The sequence below is a fragment of the Nocardioides sp. YJ-D4 genome, assembly GCF_054031495.1.
Map to the genome: position 1 here is coordinate 2,314,574 of NZ_CM132932.1, position 19,330 is coordinate 2,333,903.

Genomic DNA, 19,330 nt, shown 5'->3' on the forward strand with positions numbered 1-19,330 from the left:
TTTGCTCCACAACCTCCGGAACGATCGTTACAGTGACTGCTGTCACAGAGAGTTGGAGGCCCCAGATCCCCCCTTCGTGGTGCCTCCGTCTCAGTTAAGGAGATCCCCCCATGAGCGTCACTGCTATCCCCACCCTGGCTAGTCAGCACGACCATGAAGGTGCCCCGAGGACGACCTCCTCGGCGACCCCGTCTGCGACGAAGGCCCTCCAGATCCTGGAGGCATTTCTCGGAGCCGGCCCGAAGCTCGGTGTCAGCGAGATCGCTCGCACCGCGGGCCTTCCCAAGTCGACCGCCTTCCGCCTTCTGCGCCACCTCGAGCAGAGCGGGTACGTCGAGCGCACCGGCCGCCACTACGTCCTCGGCCGGCGGCTCTTCGAGCTCGGCAACGCGGTGCAGATCTGCCGACCGCAGGGCATCCGGGAGACCGCGATGCCACACCTGGCCGAGCTCTACGTGGCGACCGGCAAGACCGTGCACCTCGCCATCCTCGAGGGCACCGACATCGTCATCCTGGAGAAGATCACCGGTCGTGGTGGCATCCAGCCGGACACGTACGTCGGCGGGCGAGCGCCCGCTGCCTGCTCCGCGCTCGGCAAGGCGATCCTCTCGTTCAGCGACCGCAACCACATCGCGCCCGTGCTCGAGTCGGGCCTGGTGAGGCGCACGCGCCACTCGCACGGCGACCCGGCGAAGTTCCTCGCAGAGCTCCGCCGCGCCAACAGCGAGCGCATCGCCTTCGACCGCGAGGAGGCCCAGCTCGGCATCGTATGCGCCGCGGTCCCGATCATGATCGAGGGCCGCGCGATCGCCGCCGTCTCCGTCTCCGGCAGCGCCGCCGGGTTCAACGCCGCCAGCATCACCCGCCATCTGCGCCGCGCCGCCGCGGCGATCTCCGACGAGGTCGTCTCCAGCGCCGCCTGACCCCGCCGAGGCGTCACGTACGTCGGCCGAGAGGGCACGGTGCTGCCATCTCGGCCGACGGTGCTGCCATCTCGGCCGACGGTGCTGCCATCTCGGCCGACGGTGCTGCCATCTCGGCCGACGGTGCTGCCATCTCGGCCGACGTAGCTGACGTCTCGGCTGTCAGTAGGTGACGACGTGGGCACCGGCGACGGGGCCCGGGGCGGTCCAGACGCGGTCGTACGCCTTGGCCTGCATCGCTCCGGCGACCTCGCGGGCGTGGGCGGCGTCGCGGCAGAGCATCAGGACGGTCGGGCCCGATCCGGAGAGCTGTACGGCCAGGGCACCTGCCTCCGCGCCGTCGGCGAAGGTCTGGGCGAGGTCGGGGCGTAGCGCCAGCGCCGGGGCCTGCAGGTCGTTGGCGAGCGCCTCGGCGAGGAGCTCCGCGTCGCCCTTCTCCAGCGCCATGAGCAGGCTCTCGGGGACCTGGGGGTCGCCGACCCCGGTCCCGGCATGCTCGTCGAAGGCGCGGTAGACCGCCGGCGTCGAGAGCCCCTGCTCGTTGCCGACCGCGACCCACCACCAGGCACCGTTGTCGGTGACCGGCTCCACGATCTCGCCGCGGCCGCCGCCGATGGCGGTGGCACCGATGAGCGCGAACGGTACGTCGGAGCCCAGCTGCCCCGCCAGACTCAGCAGATCCTCGTCGGAGGTCTCCAGCGACCACAGCCGGTCGAGGGCGACGAGCGTCGCGGCGGCGTCGGCCGAGCCGCCGGCGAGACCGCCGGCGACCGGGATGCCCTTGTGGATCGCGACGTTCGCGGCCCTGTCGATGCCGTGGTGGGCGGCGAGAGCCTTGCCGGCACGCACGACGATGTTGTCATCGCCGGTCGGGATCTCCCCCAGCGCGATGTGGTCCTCCGCGGTGAGCGTCACCTGCCACTCGGCGGCCTCGCTCACGGTGACGTCGTCGTAGAGCCCGATCGCCTGGTAGACGGTCGCCAGCGGATGGAACCCGTCCGCACGGACCGGCCCGACGCCGAGGTGGAGGTTGAACTTCGCGGCGGCGCGGACGGTGATCGTCATGAGGGAACCCTTTGGAGCGATTCGGTGATGCGTACGAAATCGGCGATGGTCAGCGCCTCGCCACGCGCCAGCGGGTCGATCCCGGCCTCGACGAGTGCCTTCTCGGCGGCGTCGGCAGAGCCGGCCAGAGGCTTGAGTACGCCGCGCAGCGCCTTGCGACGCTGCGCGAAGGCGGCGTCGATGACCGCGAAGACCTCTTCGCGCGAGACGGCGGTCGACGGCGGCTCACGGTGACGCCAGTAGACGAGGCCGGAGTCGACGTTGGGCGCCGGCCAGAAGACGTTGCGACCGATCGCGCCGGCGCGGCGTACCTCGGCGTACCACGCGGCCTTGACCGAGGGGACGCCGTAGACCTTGGAGCCGGGCTTGGCCGCCAGCCGGTCGGCGACCTCGGCCTGCACCATCACCAGGCCGTGGCGCAGCGAGGGCAGCAGCGACATCAGGTGCAGCAGGACCGGGACCGAGACGTTGTAGGGGAGGTTCGCGACCAGCGCCGTGGGCGGCGGGCCGGGGACGGAGTCGACCCGGAGAGCGTCCGCGCGGAGCAGGCTGAACGCGTCGGCCTGGTCGGGGGCGTACTCCTGGATGGTTCTCGGCAGCCGCTGCGCCAGGACCTCGTCGATCTCGATCGCGGTCACCTTCGCGCCGGTCTCGAGGATGGCGAGGGTGAGCGACCCGAGGCCGGGGCCGACCTCGACGACGACGTCGTCGGCGGTGACGCCGGACTCGCGCACGATCCGGCGCACGGTGTTGGCATCGATCACGAAGTTCTGCCCGCGCTGCTTGGTGGGGCGGAGATCGAGCTCGGATGCGAGCGACCGCACCTCCGCCGGGCCCAACAGGCGCGGCGGGGTGCGGTCGGTCATGGGTACAGACTATGGCCCTAGGGCCGAAACAGCCTTACTGCGGCAGACCGAGCTGCTGCGAGCAGTGCGGCCAGGAGCCGTAGCCACCGTTGGCGTCACGGACCTTGGTCGCGATCGCGATCTGGGTCTCGCGGCTGTTCTCGCTCGGGAGACCGGAGCCGCCGTAGGCCTGCCAGGTCTGCAGGTTGAACTGCAGCCCGCCGTAGTAGCCGTTGCCGGTGTTGATCGCCCAGTTGCCACCGGACTCGCACTGCGCGAGCTGGTCCCAGACGGTGTTGCCGCCGGCGAAGTTGGCCGCAGGCGCTTCCTTCTCCTTGGTGCCGACCTTGACGATGCGCGGCTCGGCCTTGTCGAGGACGTTCTGCTCGAGGACCTTCTTGGAGACGGCCTCGCCGTTCTTGAGGACGATCCGGTAGGTCACCGAACGGACCCCGTCGGAGCCCTCGTCGACGACCTCGGTCTCACCCTCGTACATCGAGGAGTCCTCGCGCTCCTCGACCGGCGCCTCGATCTTCTCGCGGGCGACCTTCTGGGTCTTGGCGGAGAAGTCGGTGAAGACGATCTTCTGACCGGTCTTCACTGCCTTGTCGGAGGCCGGGGAGACCTTGTCCCGGCGCTCGAGGTCGACACCGAGGTCCTTCAACGCATCGGCGACGGTCAGCGCGGTCACGCTGACCTTCTTGGTCTTCTTCCCCGCCAGCTCGACCTTGACGGTCTTCGGCGTGATGACGTCGAGCGACATCCCGTCGCGGCCGATGTAGGCACCGCGGCTGGTCGAGAGCTCTGCCCGGTCGTAGTCCCGGCCGAGCTCGGCGAGAGCGCCGCCGACGGTGGTCGCGGTGACCCAGTGGTCCTGGGCCTTGCCGTCGACCTCGAGGCTCAGCTGACGGGCGTAGCGGACGCTGATCGCGCTGCCGTCCTCGACCTCGGTGTCGAGCGAGGGAGCAACCGCGTCACGGTCGCCGATCTCGATGCCCTCGGCCTCGAGGACCTCACCGACCGTGTCGGCGTGGACGCTGACGTCCTTGGCCTTGCCGTCGACCGAGACGATGACATCGGTCTGCGAGGTCTTGACGCCGTATGCGGTGCCGCCCGTGGCGACCACGGCGGCGGCGAGTCCGCCGACCAGAATGGCCTTACGGCGACGAGTAGATGCGATGTTGCGAACCCATGAGGTGGTGCTGCTGACGGGCACAATGCTCCGATGTTCGTGCTCTCCGGGCACGGGCGAACGGTGTTGCGAGATCTGGTGATCTACGCGCTGAGGCCCACCCCCAACACCGTCCGGATCTGTCCCGATCCCGGCTATCTCGCCGGACAGCGGAACAAATACGGTCGGTTAAATGCAAGTCTCCTGCCCAGTCCGCAGGCAATTACAAGCATGCAATCTCGGCATCAAATGAGGGTCAGGGAGTGCTGTCAATACCTGTCGTAGCAAACGACAGGTGTGCGATTCACCACGCCGAAATCGCTGGTCAAGCGGGTTGATCAGAGCGCATGTCGTAATCCCGCCACGAAATTTCGCTCCCTCTGGCCAATAGGCGACAAATCCTTTACAGGTAACTCCGTTGCTTGGTGTTGTACTCCGAAGCCATCTCTGTCGTGATGGCCCGTCGTGCCGGTCAGTTCTCGGGGAAGGCAGATGTGCGCGATGTCACCAGACTCCGGAGGAACGATGAACAGACGCCTTACCAGCGTTCTCGCCGCGGTTGCGGTCGCCGGCGTGACGCCGGTGGCCCTGACCCACTCGTCGGCTAGCGCCGTCGAGGACTCGGGGACCCCCGCCGCCGCTGCGGTGAAGCAGAAGGTCGATGACAAGCCCGACGCGCTCAACACCAAGCGCCGCGAGCTCAAGACCAACGCCGCCACTGCCGTCGCCACGGGCGAGAAGCAGACGGTCACGAAGAACGGCAGCGAGGTCGTGAAGATGGGCTCGGGCAAGAACGCCCGCTGGGTGGAGCACGAGCCCACCGAGAAGTCCCAGCTGCTGAGCTTCCTGGTCGAGTTCGGCGAGGGCGGCAACCCGGCCTTCCCCGACAACACCTCGGGCCCGCTCCACAACGAGATCGCGCCGCCCGCCGAGAACGACAACTCCACCTACTGGGAGGAGGACTTCTCCCGCGAGCACTACATGGACATGTTCTTCAACCAGGAGAAGGGCGCCGAGTCCTTCCACAACGTCTACAAGGAGATGTCGAGCGGCCGCTTCGACCTCCAGGGCGACGTGAGCGACTGGGTGACGCTTCCGCACGCGGAGTCCTACTACCAGAACGACAAGGGCGACGAGACCGCCGCCGCGATGAAGAACTTCGTCCAGGACAGCGCCAACGCCTGGTACGACGCGCAGAAGGCGGCCGGCAAGACCGACGCCGAGATCACTGCGTACCTCCAGGACTACGACATCTGGGACCGCTACGACCTCGATGGCGACGGCAACTTCAACGAGGCCGACGGCTACATCGACCACTTCCAGGCGATCCACTCCGGCGTCGGCGAGGAGGCCGGTGGCGCACCGTGGACCATCTGGTCGCACCGCTGGGCCGCGAACGCGTCCGGCTCCGACGGCCCCGCCAACCACCCGAAGGCCGGCGGCGTCAAGATCGGTAACACCGACATCTGGATCCGCGACTACACCACCGAGCCCGAGAACGGCGGCTTGGGCGTCTTCGCGCACGAGTTCGGCCACGACCTCGGTCTGCCGGACTTCTACGACACCGCGGGCGGCGAGAACGGCACCGGCTTCTGGACCCTGATGAGCTCGGGCTCCTGGCTCGGTCACGGTGACGGCACCATCGGCACCACCCCGAACCACATGGGCGCCCCGGAGAAGCTCTTCCTCGGCTGGCTCAACTACGACACCGTCGAGGCCGGTACGTCCAAGAAGCTGACCCTGGGTCCGAGCTTCCACGACACCGGGTCCAAGACCCCGCAGGCGCTCGTGGTCAACCTGCCCGACGGCGAGACCACCCACGACGTCGGTTCCGGTACGTCCGGCAAGACGTTCCTGTACTCCGGCAAGGGCGACGACCGCACCGCCACCGCGGTCAGCCCGGAGATCACCGTCCCCGCGGGCGGCACGCTCTCGGCCAAGGTGAAGTACGACCTCGAGGCGGAGTACGACTTCACCTTCCTGGAGGCCTCCACCGACGGTGGCACGACCTGGTCGACCCCGCTGGCGACGAACCTGTCCTCTGCCGAGTACAACAACGGCATCCACGGCACCTCCGACAGCACCTGTGACGGCAACTGCGCCGACCATGACCCGCAGGAGTACGTCGACCTGACCGCCGACCTCTCGGCGTACGCGGGTCAAAACGTGAAGCTCCGCTTCCGCACCGCGAACGACGGCGGCGTCGCCTACTACGGCTTCGCCATCGACGACCTCTCGGTCGGCTCGGCCTACACGACGGACTTCTCGTCCTTCGACGGCTGGACCAACAAGGAGTACATGGGCATCACCGACGGCACCTACATCTCGACGTACCCGCGCTTCTACATCGCCGAGAACCGGCAGTACAAGGGCTACGACAAGACGCTGGCCGAGGGTCCGTACAACTTCGGCTACGGGGTGACCGCGCCTGACAAGGTCGACCACTACGCCTATCAGGACGGCCTGCTGATCTGGTACAAGAACGGCGAGTTCACCGACAACAACACCTCGGAGCACCCCGGTGGTGGCCAGGCGCTGGTCGTCGACGCCTCCGTCGGCGTCCAGAAGTGGTCGAACGGCACCCTGTCGCGCAACCGGATCCAGGGGTACGACTCGACCTTCGACGTCGACCGCACCGACGCGCTCCACCTGGAGAACGAGATCGCCGGCGCCCCGAACAACGTCCTCGACCTGCCGCGGCGCAAGGGCGTGCCGACCTTCTACGACAGCTCGGAGACGGCGTACTACGACGCGTCCAACCCGGCGCACTCCACCAAGACGGCCGGCAGCGGCGTCAAGATCAAGGTGCTCTACTCGGACGAGCGCAGGGGCACGATGACGCTCAGCGTCTCCTGACCTGATCACAGCAACGAGAGGGGCCCGAGGCGATCGCCTCGGGCCCCTCTCGTGTCAGTGCCGGTCCATCACCAGGTGCCGCCGAAGGCCGTCTCGGTGTTGGCGTTGACGGCGTTGCAGAGCGCCTCGAGGTCCTCGCCGCGTACGTCGGCCATCACCCGCATCGTGGCCGGGATCATGTAGCTGGAGTTGATCGCGCCGCGGTGCGGGTGGGGCGTCAGGAACGGGGCGTCGGTCTCGACCAGGATGCGATCCTGGGGAGTGATCGCGAGGGCGTCGCGGAGGTACTGCGCGTTCTTGAACGTCACCGTGCCGGCGAAGGAGAGGTAGGCACCGCGGTCGAGGCACTGGCGGGCGAACTCGGGGTCGCCGGAGAAGCAGTGCATCACCCAGCGCTCGGGCGGGCCGACGCTGTCGATCACCTCGAGCACCGCCTCGTGCGCGTCGCGGTCGTGGATCATCAGGGTCTTGTCGAGCCGCTTGGCGATGTCGATGTGCCGCCGGAACGAGTAGGCCTGGGTCTCGCGTCCCTCCTCGTCGGTGCGGAAGAAGTCCATCCCGGTCTCCCCCACCACGCGCACCTTGTCGTGCGCGCCGGCAAGCTTCTCGATCTCGTCCAGCGCTGCCTCGAGGTCGGGCTGGCGAGGAGCGTCGTTGGGGTGGAGCGCCACCCCCGCGACCATGTTGTCGTACGTCTGGGCCGCCTCGACCGCCCATCGCGCACCGGGCAGGTCGCAGCCGATCTGCACCACCCTGGTCACGCCCACCGCCGCCGCCTGCGCGAGCGCCTCCTCGACCGGGAGACTCTCGTCTCCCCGGACGATGTCGAGGTGGGTGTGGTTGTCGACGACCGGTGCGGGCAGTGGCTCGGGTGCCGGGGCGAAACTCATGCTCACCAGTCTTCTACACGCTCTTGTGGACGAGGTCGTAGACCTCGCGTTTCGGTACGCCGGCCAGCCTGGCCACCTCGGCGATGGCTTCCTTCTTCGTGTGGCCCTCACCTTCCAGGTCGGCCACGGCGGCGCGGAGGCTGTCGGGGTCGCTGCCGATCTCGGCGGACGGGTCGGCGCCGGTGACGACGATGGTGACCTCGCCGCGCACTCCCTCGGCGGCCCAGTCGACGAGCTCGGCCAGTCCCCCGCGGCGTACTTCTTCGTGGGTCTTCGTCAGCTCGCGGCAGACCGCGGCGGCGCGGCCGTCGCCGAAGGCGTCGCGCATGGCCGCCAGGGCAGCCTCGGTGCGGTGGGGGGCCTCGAAGAAGACCATGGTGCGCTCCTCCTTCGCCAGGTTCGTCAGGCGGCGGGAACGCTCGCCGGCCTTGCGGGGCAGGAAGCCCTCGAAGCAGAACCGGTCGACGGGAAGACCGCTGACGGCCAGGGCCGTCAGCACGGCCGAGGGGCCGGGCACCGCGGTGACGCGTACGTCCTTCTCGACCGCGGCGGCGACCAGGCGGTAGCCGGGGTCGGAGACCGAGGGCATCCCGGCGTCGGTCACCAGCAGCACGCGGTTGCCGTCGAGGAGGTCGGCGAGCAGCGTGGGCGTACGTGAGCTCTCGTTGCCCTCGAAGTAGGAGACGATGCGGCCCTTGATCTCGACGCCGAGATCCGTCGTCAGCCGACGCAGGCGGCGGGTGTCCTCAGCGGCGATGACATCCGCGGTGGCGAGCTCCGAGGCCAGTCGCGGAGGGGCGTCCTCGACGCGTCCGATCGGGGTTGCTGCGAGTACGAGCACGCCATCGTTTGGATCTACCACACCGATATTGTCGCAGGCTTATAAGGTTCCCTCGTGACGACGACGGTGACCGAGGAGCCGGAGCCCATGGAGGGCTTGGCGAGCACCCCCTCAGGTCACTTCCTGCCGACCGCCTGGGAACGCGCCCGGCGCCGCATCAACGGCTCGCCGGGGGCCGGCTGGGCGGCGACGCTCGGGATCACCGCGCTGGCGTTCCTGCTGCGGTTGTGGCACCTGGGCACCCCGAAGGTCTTCGCCTTCGACGAGACCTACTACGCCAAGGACGCCTGGGCTCTGCTCGAGTTCGGCTACGCGCGCAACTTCATCGAGGGCGCCGACGAGAACATCCTGGCCGGACAGCTCGACGGGCAGTTCGCCGACGGGCCGTCGATGATCGTCCACCCCGACGTGGGCAAATGGATCATCGCCCTGGGCATCAAGCTCTTCGGGATGGACCCGTTCGGCTGGCGGATCGCCTCGGTCGTGGTCGGCTCGCTGCTGGTGCTGCTGACCATCCGGTTCGTACGCCGCGTCTCCGGCTCCATGCTGCTCGGTCTCGTCGGCGGCATCCTGGTCACCTTCGACGGGCTCGCGTTCGTGCTCTCGCGCCTGGCCCTGCTCGATCTCTTCGTCGCCTTCTTCCTGCTGCTCGCGGTGCACCTGATGGTGATGGACCGCGACTGGTGCCGGCGGCGGTTCTCCGCGCTCGCGCCCACGCAGCTCGCCGCGCCGGGTGCCTGGGGTCCTGTCCGCCAGATGCTGTTCCGTCCGTGGCTGCTCTGCTCGGGCATCGCATGGGGCCTGGCGATCGGCTCCAAGTGGGAGGCGCTCTACCCGCTGGCCGCCTTCGGTCTCCTCTATGTGGCCTGGTCCGCGGGGATGCGGCGCTCCTTCGGCGTACGGCTGTCCTGGCTTCGTGCCTGTGTGGCCGACGGGCCGACGGCGTTCGTGCATCTGGTGGGCGTCGCGCTGGCGGTCTACGTGATGACGTGGATCCCGTGGATGACCCACGCGGACGTCTACGAGGAGTCGCTCTCGGCGACGCAGTACACGCGCTACACCGGCGAGGGCCACTGCGAGAACAAGTCGTACGTCCCCGAGAACCTCAACGACAAGCGCTGGCCGACCGCCACGGAGCCGGACGCGTCCGGCCTCGGCGAGGTCAGCCAGTCGCTGCGGTCGCTGTGGTACTACCACCGCGACGTCTTCACCTTCCACACCCACTTCCTGGAGTGCGCCGAGCACACCTACGGGTCGCATCCGATCGGCTGGCTCGTTCTGAACCGGCCGGTCGGGGTCGCCGCCGACACCGGGATCCTGTCGGGCGCGAAGTCGCGCGGCGAGATGTGCGACGCCTCCCCCGCGACCGATCCCGACGGCGACGGCCCCGCCGAGGCGGGGACGTGCTTGCGGCAGGTGCTGCTCCTGGGCACCCCGGTGCTGTGGTGGGGAGCGTTCGTCGCGCTGATCGTCTCGGCCTTCATGTGGGTCGCCGCGCGGGACTGGAGGTTCGGGGTCGCCGTCGTCGGGGTGCTGTCGACGTGGCTGCCCTGGCTGCAGTACGCCGGGCGGCCGATCTTCTCCTTCTACATGATCATCGCGCTGCCGTTCCTGGTGCTCGGCCTGTGCCTGTGTCTGGGCAAGCTGCTCGACCGGCCGCCGCCGCTGGCCGGCGGAAACCCTGCCACCCGGCGTCGCGTCGGGGGTGCCGTCGCCGGTGGCATCTTCGTCGTGCTGGTCATCTGCAACTTCGCCTGGTTCTGGCCGATCTACACCGATGAGCTGCTCACCCGGCAGGAATGGCTGACGAGGATCTGGTTCAAGCGATGGATCTAGAGCATGTGGTCCGCGGCCGAGTGCCGCGGCCGGGCGGCTTCGACGACGTCGTCGTGACCGTGTCCGCGGGGCTCGTCACGGATGTGCGGGCTGCCGCCCCCGACGACCCGTCGTCTTCGGGGATCCTGCTCCCGGGGTTGGTGGACATCCACAACCACGGCGGTGGCGGTGCGTCCTTCCACTCGACGTCGGCGGACGAGATCGCCACCGCGGCCGGCGTTCATCACGCTGCCGGCACGACCACGCTGCTGGCCTCGACCGTGACCGACTCGCCTACCCGGTTGCTGTCGGTCGTCTCGGCGCTGGCCACGGCCGCGGAGTCCGGGCTGATCGCCGGGATCCACATGGAGGGGCCGTTCCTGGAGCACTCCTGCCGCGGGGCGCACGATCCCGCGATGCTGCTCGCGCCGGATGCCGGTCTCGCCCGTGAGTTCGTCGAGGCCGGACGGGGTCACCTGCGGGTGATGACGCTGGCCGCGGAGCTCCCCGGGGCCGACGAGGTCGCCTCGGTGCTCACCGAGGCCGGGGTCGTGGTGGCACTGGGGCACACCGCGGCGTCGGCTTCGCGGGCTCGTGCCTTCCTGTCTGGGCCGGGGAGCCTGGTCACCCACCTCTTCAACGGGATGCCGCCCGCGCACCACCGCTCGCCTGGTCCGGTGCTCGGCGCTCTGGGAGCCGCGGGTGTGGGCGATGCCTGTGTGGAGCTGATCGCTGACGGCGTACACCTCGACGACGAGACGGTCCGAGCCGTGATGTCGATGGTGCCCGGCTCGGTCGTGCTCGTCACCGACGCGATGGCCGCGGCCGGGATGGCCGACGGCGACTACCAGCTCGGACCGCTGTCCGTGGAGGTACGCTCCGGGGTCGCCCGGGTGGCTGACGGGACCGGCAACGGGTCGATCGCCGGAGGCACCTCGCGGCTCATCGACCAGGTACGCCGCCATGCGGCCGCCGGGATCGACCTGGCCATGCTGATGAAGGCCGCGAGCCTGCGGCCGGCATCGGTGGTGGGCCTCGACGCGGGCCGCCTCGAGCCCGGCGCGCGCGCCGACCTCGTGCTCACCGACGAGTCGCTGCACCCGACCCGGGTGATGCGCGGCGGGGCCTGGCTGGTCTCGTAGATCAGGCTCGTATTCTGGGCCCATGTCCTCCACGAAGCCCGACGACTCCTCCCCACTCATCGCCGGGCTCGTGCCCAAGTGGGCGGTCGCGGCCTTCGCCGTCGACGTCTTCTTCGTGCTCCTCTTCGCCTTCGCCGGACGCCAGTCCCACGACTCCGGCCCGGCGCTCGTCGTGCTCCGCATCGCCTGGCCGTTCCTGATCGGGCTCGCCATGTCCTGGGCCGTGCTGATCTGGCGCCGCTGGCCTGCCGCTCGCGCATGGCCTGCGGGCGTGGTCGTCTGGCTCGGGACGTACGTCATCGGGATGGTGCTGCGCGGCCTCTCCGGCGAGGGCCTCGCGCCGGCCTTCCTAGTCGTCTCGCTCCTCTTCCTCGGCCTCACCCTGGTCGGCTGGCGCGGCTACGTCAGCGCCAAGCTCCACTACCGCTCCCGCCGCCTCGCCGACTGACCCCTGCCGAGGCGTCAGCCCCGTCGGCCGAGGCGTAAGCCCCGTCGGCCGAGACGTCAGCCCCGTCGGCCGAGACGTCAGCCCCGTCGGCCGACCTAACTGACGTCTCGGCTAGAGGGTGGCGGCTGCGGCGACAGGGTCGAAGCCGAAGGGGAGCTCGAGGCGGTGGGCGCGCATCAGGTCGGCGTTGGAGAGTACGTCGACGGTGCGGCCCTCGGCGGCCACGATGCCGCCGTCGAGGATGACGGAGCGCTCGCAGAGCTCGAGGGCGTACGGCAGGTCGTGGGTGACCATCAGGACGGTGACGTCGAGGTCGCGGAGGATGTCGGCGAGTTCGCGGCGGGAGGCGGGGTCGAGGTTGGAGGAGGGCTCGTCCAGGACCAGGATCTCGGGGTCCATCGCCAGCACGGTGGCCACCGCGACCCGGCGGCGCTGGCCGAAGGAGAGGTGGTGCGGGGGCCGGTCGGCGTACTCCTCCATGCCGACCTTCGCGAGCGCCTCGGTCACCTTGGCGTCGAGCTCCGAGCCGCGCAGGCCGAGGTTGGCGGGGCCGAAGGCGATGTCCTCGCGGACGGTGCCCATGAAGAGCTGGTCGTCGGGATCCTGGAAGACGATGCCGACGCGACGGCGGATCTCCTTGATGTTGGACTTGGTCACGGGAAGCCCGCTCACCGCGACCGATCCGGCGCCGGCGAGGTGGATGCCGTTGAGGTGCAGTACCAGCGTGGTCTTGCCGGCCCCGTTGGGACCGAGCAGCGCGACCCGCTCACCGCGGTGGACGTGCAGGTCGACGCCGAAGAGCGCCTGATGGCCGTCGGGGTAGGCGAAGGCGAGGCCGCGTACGTCCAGGACTGGAGTGGTCACCGAGGCATTCTCCCTGTGTAGCCGCGCGAGACCATAGCCAGGTGCACTCGCTCGCCGCGCTCGAAGGAGCGGATGAACAGCGCGCCGACCGAGCGGGCCAGCACCGGCCAGTGGAGCGGGTTGCGGGCCTCGAAGCCACGTGAGGCGCGCGCGACCGCCATCCGGCGCATCTCGTCGGTCACCACCTCCAGGTAGCGCACCATGAACGCCATGATCTGCACCAGCTGCTGAGGCAGCCGCAGCCGCTCCAGGCCGTGGACCAGCTCCTGGGGCGTCGTGGTCGCGGCCAGCAGCAGCCCGGCGATCACACCGAGGGTGCCCTTGACGAGCAGCCCCCACGCCGAGAGCAGACCCGACTCGCTGAGGCTGAGTCCGAGCACCTCGATCCGCGGCCCGTGCGCGATGAAGGGCATCAGCACCGCGAAGACCACGAACGGCGTCTCGACCACCATCCGCTTCAGCACCCACCCCGGGCGCACCCGCGCGATCGCGCCGACCGTCACCAGGACCGCGAGGAAGAAGACGTACGCAGCGAACCACTCCCGCGGCGTCGCCACCACCACGAGCATGAAACCGATCAGGGCGAGCACCTTCAGATGGGCGGGCACCGGGTCAGGCCTCGTCGGACTCGGCGGAGTGGCGGCGTACGACCAAGGCCAGACCACCGGCGAGGACGAGCACCACCACGGTGCCGATCACGCCGGCGAGACCGCCGGAGAGCCGCTCGTTGTCGACCCCCTTGGTGCCGTAGTCGGCCAGCGGGCCGTCGGCCGCACCGTGCTCGGAGGCGCTGTCGAGGAAGCCGGTCTTGCCGGCGACGTACTCGAGGCCGTCGGGGTGGGCGGAGGCGTAGTAGGAGACCACCCCGGCCAGGAGGAGCGCGACGACGGCGATGCCGACGGCGACCCACTTGAACGGCACGGTCTTCGTGGACTCGCTCATGCCACCGACTCCTTCGGCTTGATCACCAGGTCGCGCTCGGCGATCACGCCTCGCGCGGCATAGACGAGGTCGGGGCGTACGGACAGGATCGCACCGACCGCGAGGAACGTGATCGCGCCCTCGCCCAGACCGATCACCGTGTGCCAGCCGAGCATCGCGGTGGCCAGCGTGGTCAGCGAGATGTCGGCGGTGCCACCGACCGCGTAGAGCGCGGTGAAGACAGCGGCCGCCGCGGGGACGGAGAGGAAGGCGCCGATCGCAGCCGCGGGGGCGACCAGCCCGACCCGCTTCGGCAGCACCTTGATCAGCACCCGGCTCACGAACCAGCCGACGAGCACAGTGGTGACGGCCATGAGCAGGATGTTGGTGCCGAGCGCGGTGATGCCGCCGTCGGCGAAGAGCAGGGACTGCACGATCAGCACGACCGAGACGCACAGCACCCCGGTCCACGGACCGACCAGCACCGCCGCCAGCGCGCCGCCCATCAGGTGACCGCTCGTGCCCGCCCCCACCGGGAAGTTGAGCATCTGGGTCGCGAAGACGAACGCGGCCACGAGGCCGGCCAGCGGGGCGGTCTTGTCGTCGAGCTCACGGCGCGCGCCGCGCAGCGCGACGCCGACCGCGACGACAGCGACTGCACCGGTGGCGATCGACGTCGGCGCGTCGAGGAAGCCGTCGGGGACGTGCATGGTCACCTCATTGATCTGCGTGGGGGTCGGTCGAAGTGGAACCCGAGAGGAAACTGCTAACGCGAACTTATCGCAATAGCCTCGCCCGCGCACTGTCCGGTCGGACAGTCAATCAAGACTTCAGACGTGTCAATCGACGCCAAATGAATACTTCTCAAGTCATGACTGCGCGCGTACCGTCGACGGCATGAGCAGCTTCGCCAACGACATCGTCATCTGCGAGCCCCTCCGCACCCCGGTCGGCCGGTTCCTCGGCGCCCTGGCGCCGCTGACCGCGACCGACCTCGCCACGACGGTCCTGCGCGAGCTGGTCGCGCGCACCGGCCTCCAGGAGGGCGACGTCGACGACGTCATCCTCGGCAACGGCTACGCGAGCGGCGAGAACCCCGCCATCGGCCGCATCGCGGCCCTCGACGCCGGGCTCGGCAACGGCGTCCCCGGCCTCCAGATCGACCGCCGCTGCGGTTCGGGCCTGCAGGCGATCCTGTACGCCGCGGGCTCGGTCGCCACCGGGGCCGCGAACCTCGTCGTGGCCGGTGGTGCGGAGTCGATGTCCAACGTCGAGCACTACGCGCTCGGGCTGCGCGGCGGGGTGAAGCAGGGCGGCATCGAGCTGCTCGACCGCCTCGACCGGGCTCGCGAGACCGCCGGCGGCAAGGACCACCCGCTCCCCGGCGGGATGATCGAGACCGCCGAGAACCTGCGCCGTGACTACGGCATCGGGCGCGAGGAGCAGGACGAGCTCGCGCTGCGCTCCAACCAGCGTGCCGTCGCCGCCCACGAGGCCGGCAAGTTCGCCGACGAGCTCGTTCCGGTGACCGTCCCCGGCGGCCGCCGCAAGCCCGACGTCGTCGTCGACCGCGACGAGCACCCGCGTGCCGACATCTCCCTGGAGAAGCTCTCCTCGCTGCGCCCGATCCGGCTGAAGGTCGACGAGGAGTCGACCGTCACCGCCGGCAACGCCTCCGGCCAGAACGACGGCGCCGCCATGTGCATCGTGACCACGCGCGCCGAGGCCGAGAGGCGCGGCCTGACTCCCCTGCTGGCCCTCAAGTCGTGGGCCGTCACCGGCTGCGAGCCCGAGCGGATGGGCATCGGCCCCGTCCTCTCCAGCCGCGCCGCACTCGATCGGGCCGGGCTCACCCTCGACGAGATCGACCTGATCGAGCTCAACGAGGCCTTCGCCGCCCAGGTCCTCGCCGTCCTGCGCGAGTGGAAGATCGACGCCACCGACGAGCGGCTCAACCCCAACGGCTCGGGCATCTCGCTCGGCCACCCGATCGGCGCCACCGGCGCCCGCATCCTCGCCACCGCCGCCTACGAGGCGCAGCGGCGCGAGGCCCGGTACGTCCTGGAGACGATGTGCATCGGTGGCGGGCAGGGGCTGGCGGCGGTGTTCGAGTCTGTGCGCTGAAGCAGTCAGTAGAGCGACGTACGAGATCTTTCGAGAGAGCAGAGAAGACATGGGTCTGGACAAGGTGGTCGGGTCGGCCGCGGAGGCGGTCGCCGACATTCACAGCGGGGCCAGCCTGGCCGTGGGCGGCTTCGGGCTGGTGGGAATCCCGTGGTTCCTGATCGAGGCGCTGCGCGAGCAGGGTGCGGACGACCTGATGGTGGTCTCCAACAACTGTGGCGTCGACGGCGCCGGGCTCGGGCTGCTGCTCGACGACCACCGCATCTCCCGGGTGATCGCGAGCTACATCGGCGAGAACAAGGAGTTCGGGCGCCAGTACCTGGCCGGCGAGATCACCCTCGAGCTCACCCCGCAGGGCACGCTCGCGGAGCGGATGCGCGCGGGCGGCAGCGGGATCGGCGCCTTCTACACCCCGACCGGCGTCGGCACGATGGTCTCCGACGGCGGCCTGCCCTACCGCTACAACCCCGACGGGACGATCGCCGAGGCCTCCGAGCCGAAGGAGGTCAGAGAGTTCCACGGCAAGCAGATGGTGCTCGAGGAGGGCATCATCACCGACTTCGCGCTGGTCCGCGCGACCCGCGTCGACCGCGCCGGAAACGCCCAGTTCAACGCCTCCACGCGCAACTTCAACGTGCCGGCCGCGATGGCCGGTCGCGTGACCGTCGTCGAGGCCGAGGAGGTCGTCGAGGTCGGGGAGATCGCCCCGGCCGACGTCCACCTTCCGGGGATCTTCGTGAAGCGGATCGTCGCGCTGACGCCCGAGCAGGCAGCGCGCAAGGACATCGAGAAGCGTACGACGCGCGGCGAGCGCCCGACCACGAACCAGGAGGCCTGAGTCATGGCTTGGGACCGCAACCAGATGGCCGCACGCGCCGCGCAGGAGCTGCAGGACGGCGACTACGTCAACCTCGGGATCGGCCTGCCGACGCTGATCCCCGACTACATCCCGGAGACCTCGACGGTCGTGCTGCACGCCGAGAACGGCATCCTCGGCGTCGGCCCGTTCCCCTACGAGGACGAGGTCGACCCCGACCTGATCAACGCGGGCAAGCAGACCGTGACCGTGCTCGCGGGGGCTTCCTACTTCGACTCGGCGACCTCGTTCGCGATGATCCGCGGCGGCCACATCGACGTCGCCGTCCTGGGCGCGATGCAGGTCTCGACCAACGGTGACATCGCCAACTGGATGGTGCCCGGCCAGATGGTCAAGGGCATGGGCGGCGCGATGGACCTCGTCTCCGGCGCCGGGCGGGTGATCGTGCTGATGGAGCACGTCACCAAGAAGGGTGCGCCCAAGCTGCTCTCGGCCTGCGACCTGCCGCTGACCGGTCGCGGGATCGTGAAGCGGGTCATCACGGATCTCGGTGTTCTCGATGTGGCGGGCGCAGCGTTCGAGCTCGTCGAGCTCGCTCCCGGGGTGACGTACGACGAGGTCGTGGCGGCCACGGGCGCGCCGGTCGTCGACAAGACCGTCGCCGTGACTGCTTAGTCTCACTATTCAAAACCCGAGACCTGCTACGTAACTCGCGTTTGCACTCCGTCGTTCGAGGTGTGATATCCAACACACCCCTGGAGTGAGTCGTGAAACTCGGCAGACTGGCATTCCTCGTACCGTTCCTGGCTCTGGTCACGACCTTTCTGCCACCGGCGCACTCCGCGTCCGCCGCCGCCTCTGCTGCCTCTGTCGCGACGGTGGCGGCTCAGGCACCCCAGGCGCGGGCCGGGGCGTGGAAGCCTCGTTCGGCGACGTACGGCGTGGTGGTCGAGAAGGACATCCAGCTGACGATGTCCGACGGGGTGGTGCTCCGCGCCGACGTCCACCGTCCAGCAAAGGCGGACGGGACGCCGGCGGCGGGACGGTTCCCGGTGATCCTGACCCAGAACCCCTACAACAAGAACGTCTCCGGCGGGGGCGGCGGCGACTACTTCGTCGAGCGCGGCTACGTCTGGGTCCAGACCGACGTACGCGGCACCGGCTCCTCCGCCGGCCAGTGGGACGCGTTCGGCGACCGTGAGCAGCGGGACGGCCTCGAGGTCGCCAACTGGGCGACCTCGAAGAAGCGCCCGTGGAGCAACGGCGAGCTCGGCCTGTGGGGCGCGTCCTACATGGCGATCAACCAGTTCTTCACCGCCGCTCAGCACCCGCGCGGACCGAAGGCGATGTTCCCGATCGTGCCCGCCGGCGACGTCTACCGCGACGTCGTCGCCTCCGGCGGCCAGATCGACGCCGGGTTCATCCCGCTGTGGTTCGGGCTGGTCACGGGCGCCGGACTGGTGCCGCCGGCCGTCAACCAGACCCGCCCCGACGCCACGTTGACCACGCTGCTGCAGCACGTCGGCGGTGCGCTCGGGTTCCAGGTACCGATGCTCGTCAGCGCGGTCCTCGGCAGCGACGCCGGCTACGACGGACCCTTCTACCGGAAGCGGTCACCGCTGAGCGTGGTCGACGAGATCGACGTACCGACGTTCGTGACGGCCGGGCAGTACGACATCTTCCAGCGCGGCACGCCGATGCTCTTCGACCGGATGCAGAAGAACGGCGTGGACACCAAGCTGCTCATCGGACCGTGGACGCACGCCGAGGCGGCCACCGGCGCCGGCCTGGAGGGCAGCGGGATCAACAGCATCGGCGAGATGGCCCTGCGGTGGTTCGACACCCACCTCAAGGGCCTGCCCGACGCCACCCTCGACCGCGACGTCGCGCCGGTGACCTACCACGAGATCGGGTCCGGGAAGTGGCGCACGATGCAGTCGTGGCTCGGGAGCGAGGTCCGCGCGAAGACGTACGCCCTCGGGTCGGCACTGAAGCCCATCGGCGGCGACACCATCGTGCCGCTGCCGGTGCAGGGGCTGTGCTCGCGCAGCACCGCGCAGTGGACCGCCGGCGCCCTCGCGATCCCCGGGTGCGAGACCGACAACCGGATCAACGACGCGCTCGGCGTCTCCTACGAGACCGCTCCGGCGACGTCGGACCTGGCCTTCTCCGGCCCGCTCAACGCCGACCTGTCCGTCTCCACGACCGGCACCGACGGCCTGATCTCGGTCTCGGTCGAGGACGTCGCGCCCGACGGGTCCGTCGACCGCATCACCGGCGGCTGGCAGACCCTGCGCCACCGTGCCGTCACCGCGTCGAGGTCGCGGACGCTGAACGGTCAGGTCGTCCAGCCCTGGCATCCCTTCACCCGTGAGGCCGAGCAGGCGGTCAGGCCCGGGACGATCTATCGCGTGCCCGTCGAGGTCTTCCCCACCGGCGCGGTGATCGAGAAGGGCCACCGCCTCCGGGTCACCGTCCACTCCTACGACGTCCCCCACCTGCTGCCCAACGTGAAGCAGCTCGTCCGCGGCATCGCCGGCGTGGTCACGGTCCACCACACGAAGACGAACCCCTCGACGCTGGTCCTCCCGGTCCGGAGGTAGCGCCG

General features: G+C 69.6%; 18 protein-coding genes. 9 read left to right on the plus strand and 9 right to left on the minus strand.

The annotated features are described in order from the left end of the window. Nucleotides 1-110: 110 nt before the first annotated feature. Nucleotides 111-923, plus strand: coding sequence for an IclR family transcriptional regulator (locus tag ACW14X_RS10990; protein WP_160025447.1), 813 nt, complete (start codon nt 111-113; stop codon nt 921-923). A gap of 162 nt (nt 924-1,085) precedes the next feature. On the opposite strand, the gene ACW14X_RS10995 is transcribed toward ACW14X_RS10990, so the two are convergent. The 3 genes from ACW14X_RS10995 to ACW14X_RS11005 are packed head-to-tail and all read right to left on the minus strand — an operon-like array spanning nt 1,086 to nt 3,959. Beyond that, nucleotides 1,086-1,988: a 4-(cytidine 5'-diphospho)-2-C-methyl-D-erythritol kinase gene (locus ACW14X_RS10995; RefSeq protein ID WP_350838578.1), complete on the minus strand. Its 903-nt coding sequence runs from the start codon at nt 1,986-1,988 to the stop codon at nt 1,086-1,088. Continuing rightward, nucleotides 1,985-2,854, minus strand: a complete 870-nt coding sequence (gene rsmA, locus ACW14X_RS11000; protein WP_457165619.1) for a 16S rRNA (adenine(1518)-N(6)/adenine(1519)-N(6))-dimethyltransferase RsmA — start codon at nt 2,852-2,854, stop codon at nt 1,985-1,987. The genes ACW14X_RS10995 and rsmA overlap by 4 nt, the downstream gene beginning before the upstream one ends. Before the next feature lie 34 nt (nt 2,855-2,888). Further along, nucleotides 2,889-3,959 carry a ubiquitin-like domain-containing protein gene (locus ACW14X_RS11005; RefSeq protein WP_350845487.1) on the minus strand — a complete coding sequence of 357 codons (1,071 nt, stop codon included), beginning with the start codon at nt 3,957-3,959 and terminating at the stop codon, nt 2,889-2,891. Nucleotides 3,960-4,529: 570 nt separating this feature from the next. Here ACW14X_RS11005 and ACW14X_RS11010 point away from each other — a divergent pair. Beyond that, a complete protein-coding gene (locus tag ACW14X_RS11010; RefSeq protein WP_350838582.1) occupies nt 4,530-6,860 on the plus strand; it encodes an immune inhibitor A domain-containing protein in 2,331 nt (776 codons plus the stop codon). A gap of 68 nt (nt 6,861-6,928) precedes the next feature. On the opposite strand, the gene ACW14X_RS11015 is transcribed toward ACW14X_RS11010, so the two are convergent. Both ACW14X_RS11015 and rsmI read right to left on the minus strand, forming a co-directional pair. Next, the gene (locus ACW14X_RS11015; RefSeq protein WP_457165620.1) at nt 6,929-7,750 is read right to left on the minus strand and encodes a TatD family hydrolase; all 822 of its coding nucleotides are present in this window, start codon (nt 7,748-7,750) and stop codon (nt 6,929-6,931) included. A 13-nt stretch (nt 7,751-7,763) separates the two neighbouring features. Continuing rightward, nucleotides 7,764-8,591, minus strand: coding sequence for a 16S rRNA (cytidine(1402)-2'-O)-methyltransferase (gene rsmI, locus ACW14X_RS11020; protein WP_457165621.1), 828 nt, complete (start codon nt 8,589-8,591; stop codon nt 7,764-7,766). Nucleotides 8,592-8,645: 54 nt separating this feature from the next. Here rsmI and ACW14X_RS11025 point away from each other — a divergent pair, with 54 nt between their 5' ends. Genes ACW14X_RS11025 through ACW14X_RS11035 form a run of 3 tightly spaced genes read left to right on the plus strand, consistent with a single transcriptional unit; the run spans nt 8,646 to nt 11,996 of the window. Beyond that, nucleotides 8,646-10,427, plus strand: coding sequence for a dolichyl-phosphate-mannose--protein mannosyltransferase (locus ACW14X_RS11025; protein WP_457165622.1), 1,782 nt, complete (start codon nt 8,646-8,648; stop codon nt 10,425-10,427). Beyond that, entirely contained in the window at nt 10,418-11,548 is a 1,131-nt protein-coding gene (locus ACW14X_RS11030; protein WP_457165623.1) for an N-acetylglucosamine-6-phosphate deacetylase, read from the plus strand. The genes ACW14X_RS11025 and ACW14X_RS11030 overlap by 10 nt, the downstream gene beginning before the upstream one ends. Nucleotides 11,549-11,570: 22 nt before the next feature. Then, on the plus strand, nt 11,571-11,996 hold the full coding sequence (locus ACW14X_RS11035; protein ID WP_457165624.1) for a DUF3054 domain-containing protein: 426 nt from the start codon (nt 11,571-11,573) through the stop codon (nt 11,994-11,996). 111 nt (nt 11,997-12,107) lie between these two features. Here ACW14X_RS11035 and ACW14X_RS11040 read toward each other — a convergent pair whose 3' ends face one another. Genes ACW14X_RS11040 through ACW14X_RS11055 form a run of 4 tightly spaced genes read right to left on the minus strand, consistent with a single transcriptional unit; the run spans nt 12,108 to nt 14,491 of the window. After that, the gene (locus ACW14X_RS11040) at nt 12,108-12,860 is read right to left on the minus strand and encodes an energy-coupling factor ABC transporter ATP-binding protein (protein WP_457165625.1); all 753 of its coding nucleotides are present in this window, start codon (nt 12,858-12,860) and stop codon (nt 12,108-12,110) included. Further along, nucleotides 12,857-13,468 (minus strand): cobalt ECF transporter T component CbiQ, encoded by a 612-nt coding sequence (gene cbiQ / locus ACW14X_RS11045; protein ID WP_457165626.1) that lies wholly within the window; start codon nt 13,466-13,468, stop codon nt 12,857-12,859. Before cbiQ ends, ACW14X_RS11040 begins: the two co-directional genes overlap by 4 nt. A gap of 4 nt (nt 13,469-13,472) precedes the next feature. Then, nucleotides 13,473-13,802 (minus strand): PDGLE domain-containing protein, encoded by a 330-nt coding sequence (locus tag ACW14X_RS11050; protein ID WP_457165627.1) that lies wholly within the window; start codon nt 13,800-13,802, stop codon nt 13,473-13,475. After that, nucleotides 13,799-14,491 (minus strand): energy-coupling factor ABC transporter permease, encoded by a 693-nt coding sequence (locus ACW14X_RS11055; RefSeq protein WP_160025460.1) that lies wholly within the window; start codon nt 14,489-14,491, stop codon nt 13,799-13,801. The genes ACW14X_RS11050 and ACW14X_RS11055 overlap by 4 nt, the downstream gene beginning before the upstream one ends. A 187-nt stretch (nt 14,492-14,678) precedes the next feature. Between ACW14X_RS11055 and ACW14X_RS11060 the strand changes: the two genes are divergently transcribed. The 4 genes from ACW14X_RS11060 to ACW14X_RS11075 all read left to right on the plus strand — a co-directional run bounded on the left by ACW14X_RS11060 (nt 14,679) and on the right by ACW14X_RS11075 (nt 19,325). Continuing rightward, nucleotides 14,679-15,905: an acetyl-CoA C-acetyltransferase gene (locus tag ACW14X_RS11060; protein WP_457165628.1), complete on the plus strand. Its 1,227-nt coding sequence runs from the start codon at nt 14,679-14,681 to the stop codon at nt 15,903-15,905. A 49-nt stretch (nt 15,906-15,954) separates the two neighbouring features. Next, nucleotides 15,955-16,743 carry a CoA transferase subunit A gene (locus ACW14X_RS11065; protein WP_160025462.1) on the plus strand — a complete coding sequence of 263 codons (789 nt, stop codon included), beginning with the start codon at nt 15,955-15,957 and terminating at the stop codon, nt 16,741-16,743. Nucleotides 16,744-16,746: 3 nt separating this feature from the next. After that, nucleotides 16,747-17,397, plus strand: coding sequence for a CoA transferase subunit B (locus tag ACW14X_RS11070; protein WP_160025463.1), 651 nt, complete (start codon nt 16,747-16,749; stop codon nt 17,395-17,397). A 92-nt stretch (nt 17,398-17,489) separates the two neighbouring features. Continuing rightward, entirely contained in the window at nt 17,490-19,325 is a 1,836-nt protein-coding gene (locus tag ACW14X_RS11075) for a CocE/NonD family hydrolase (RefSeq protein WP_457165629.1), read from the plus strand. The last annotated feature ends 5 nt before the right edge of the window (nt 19,326-19,330 follow it).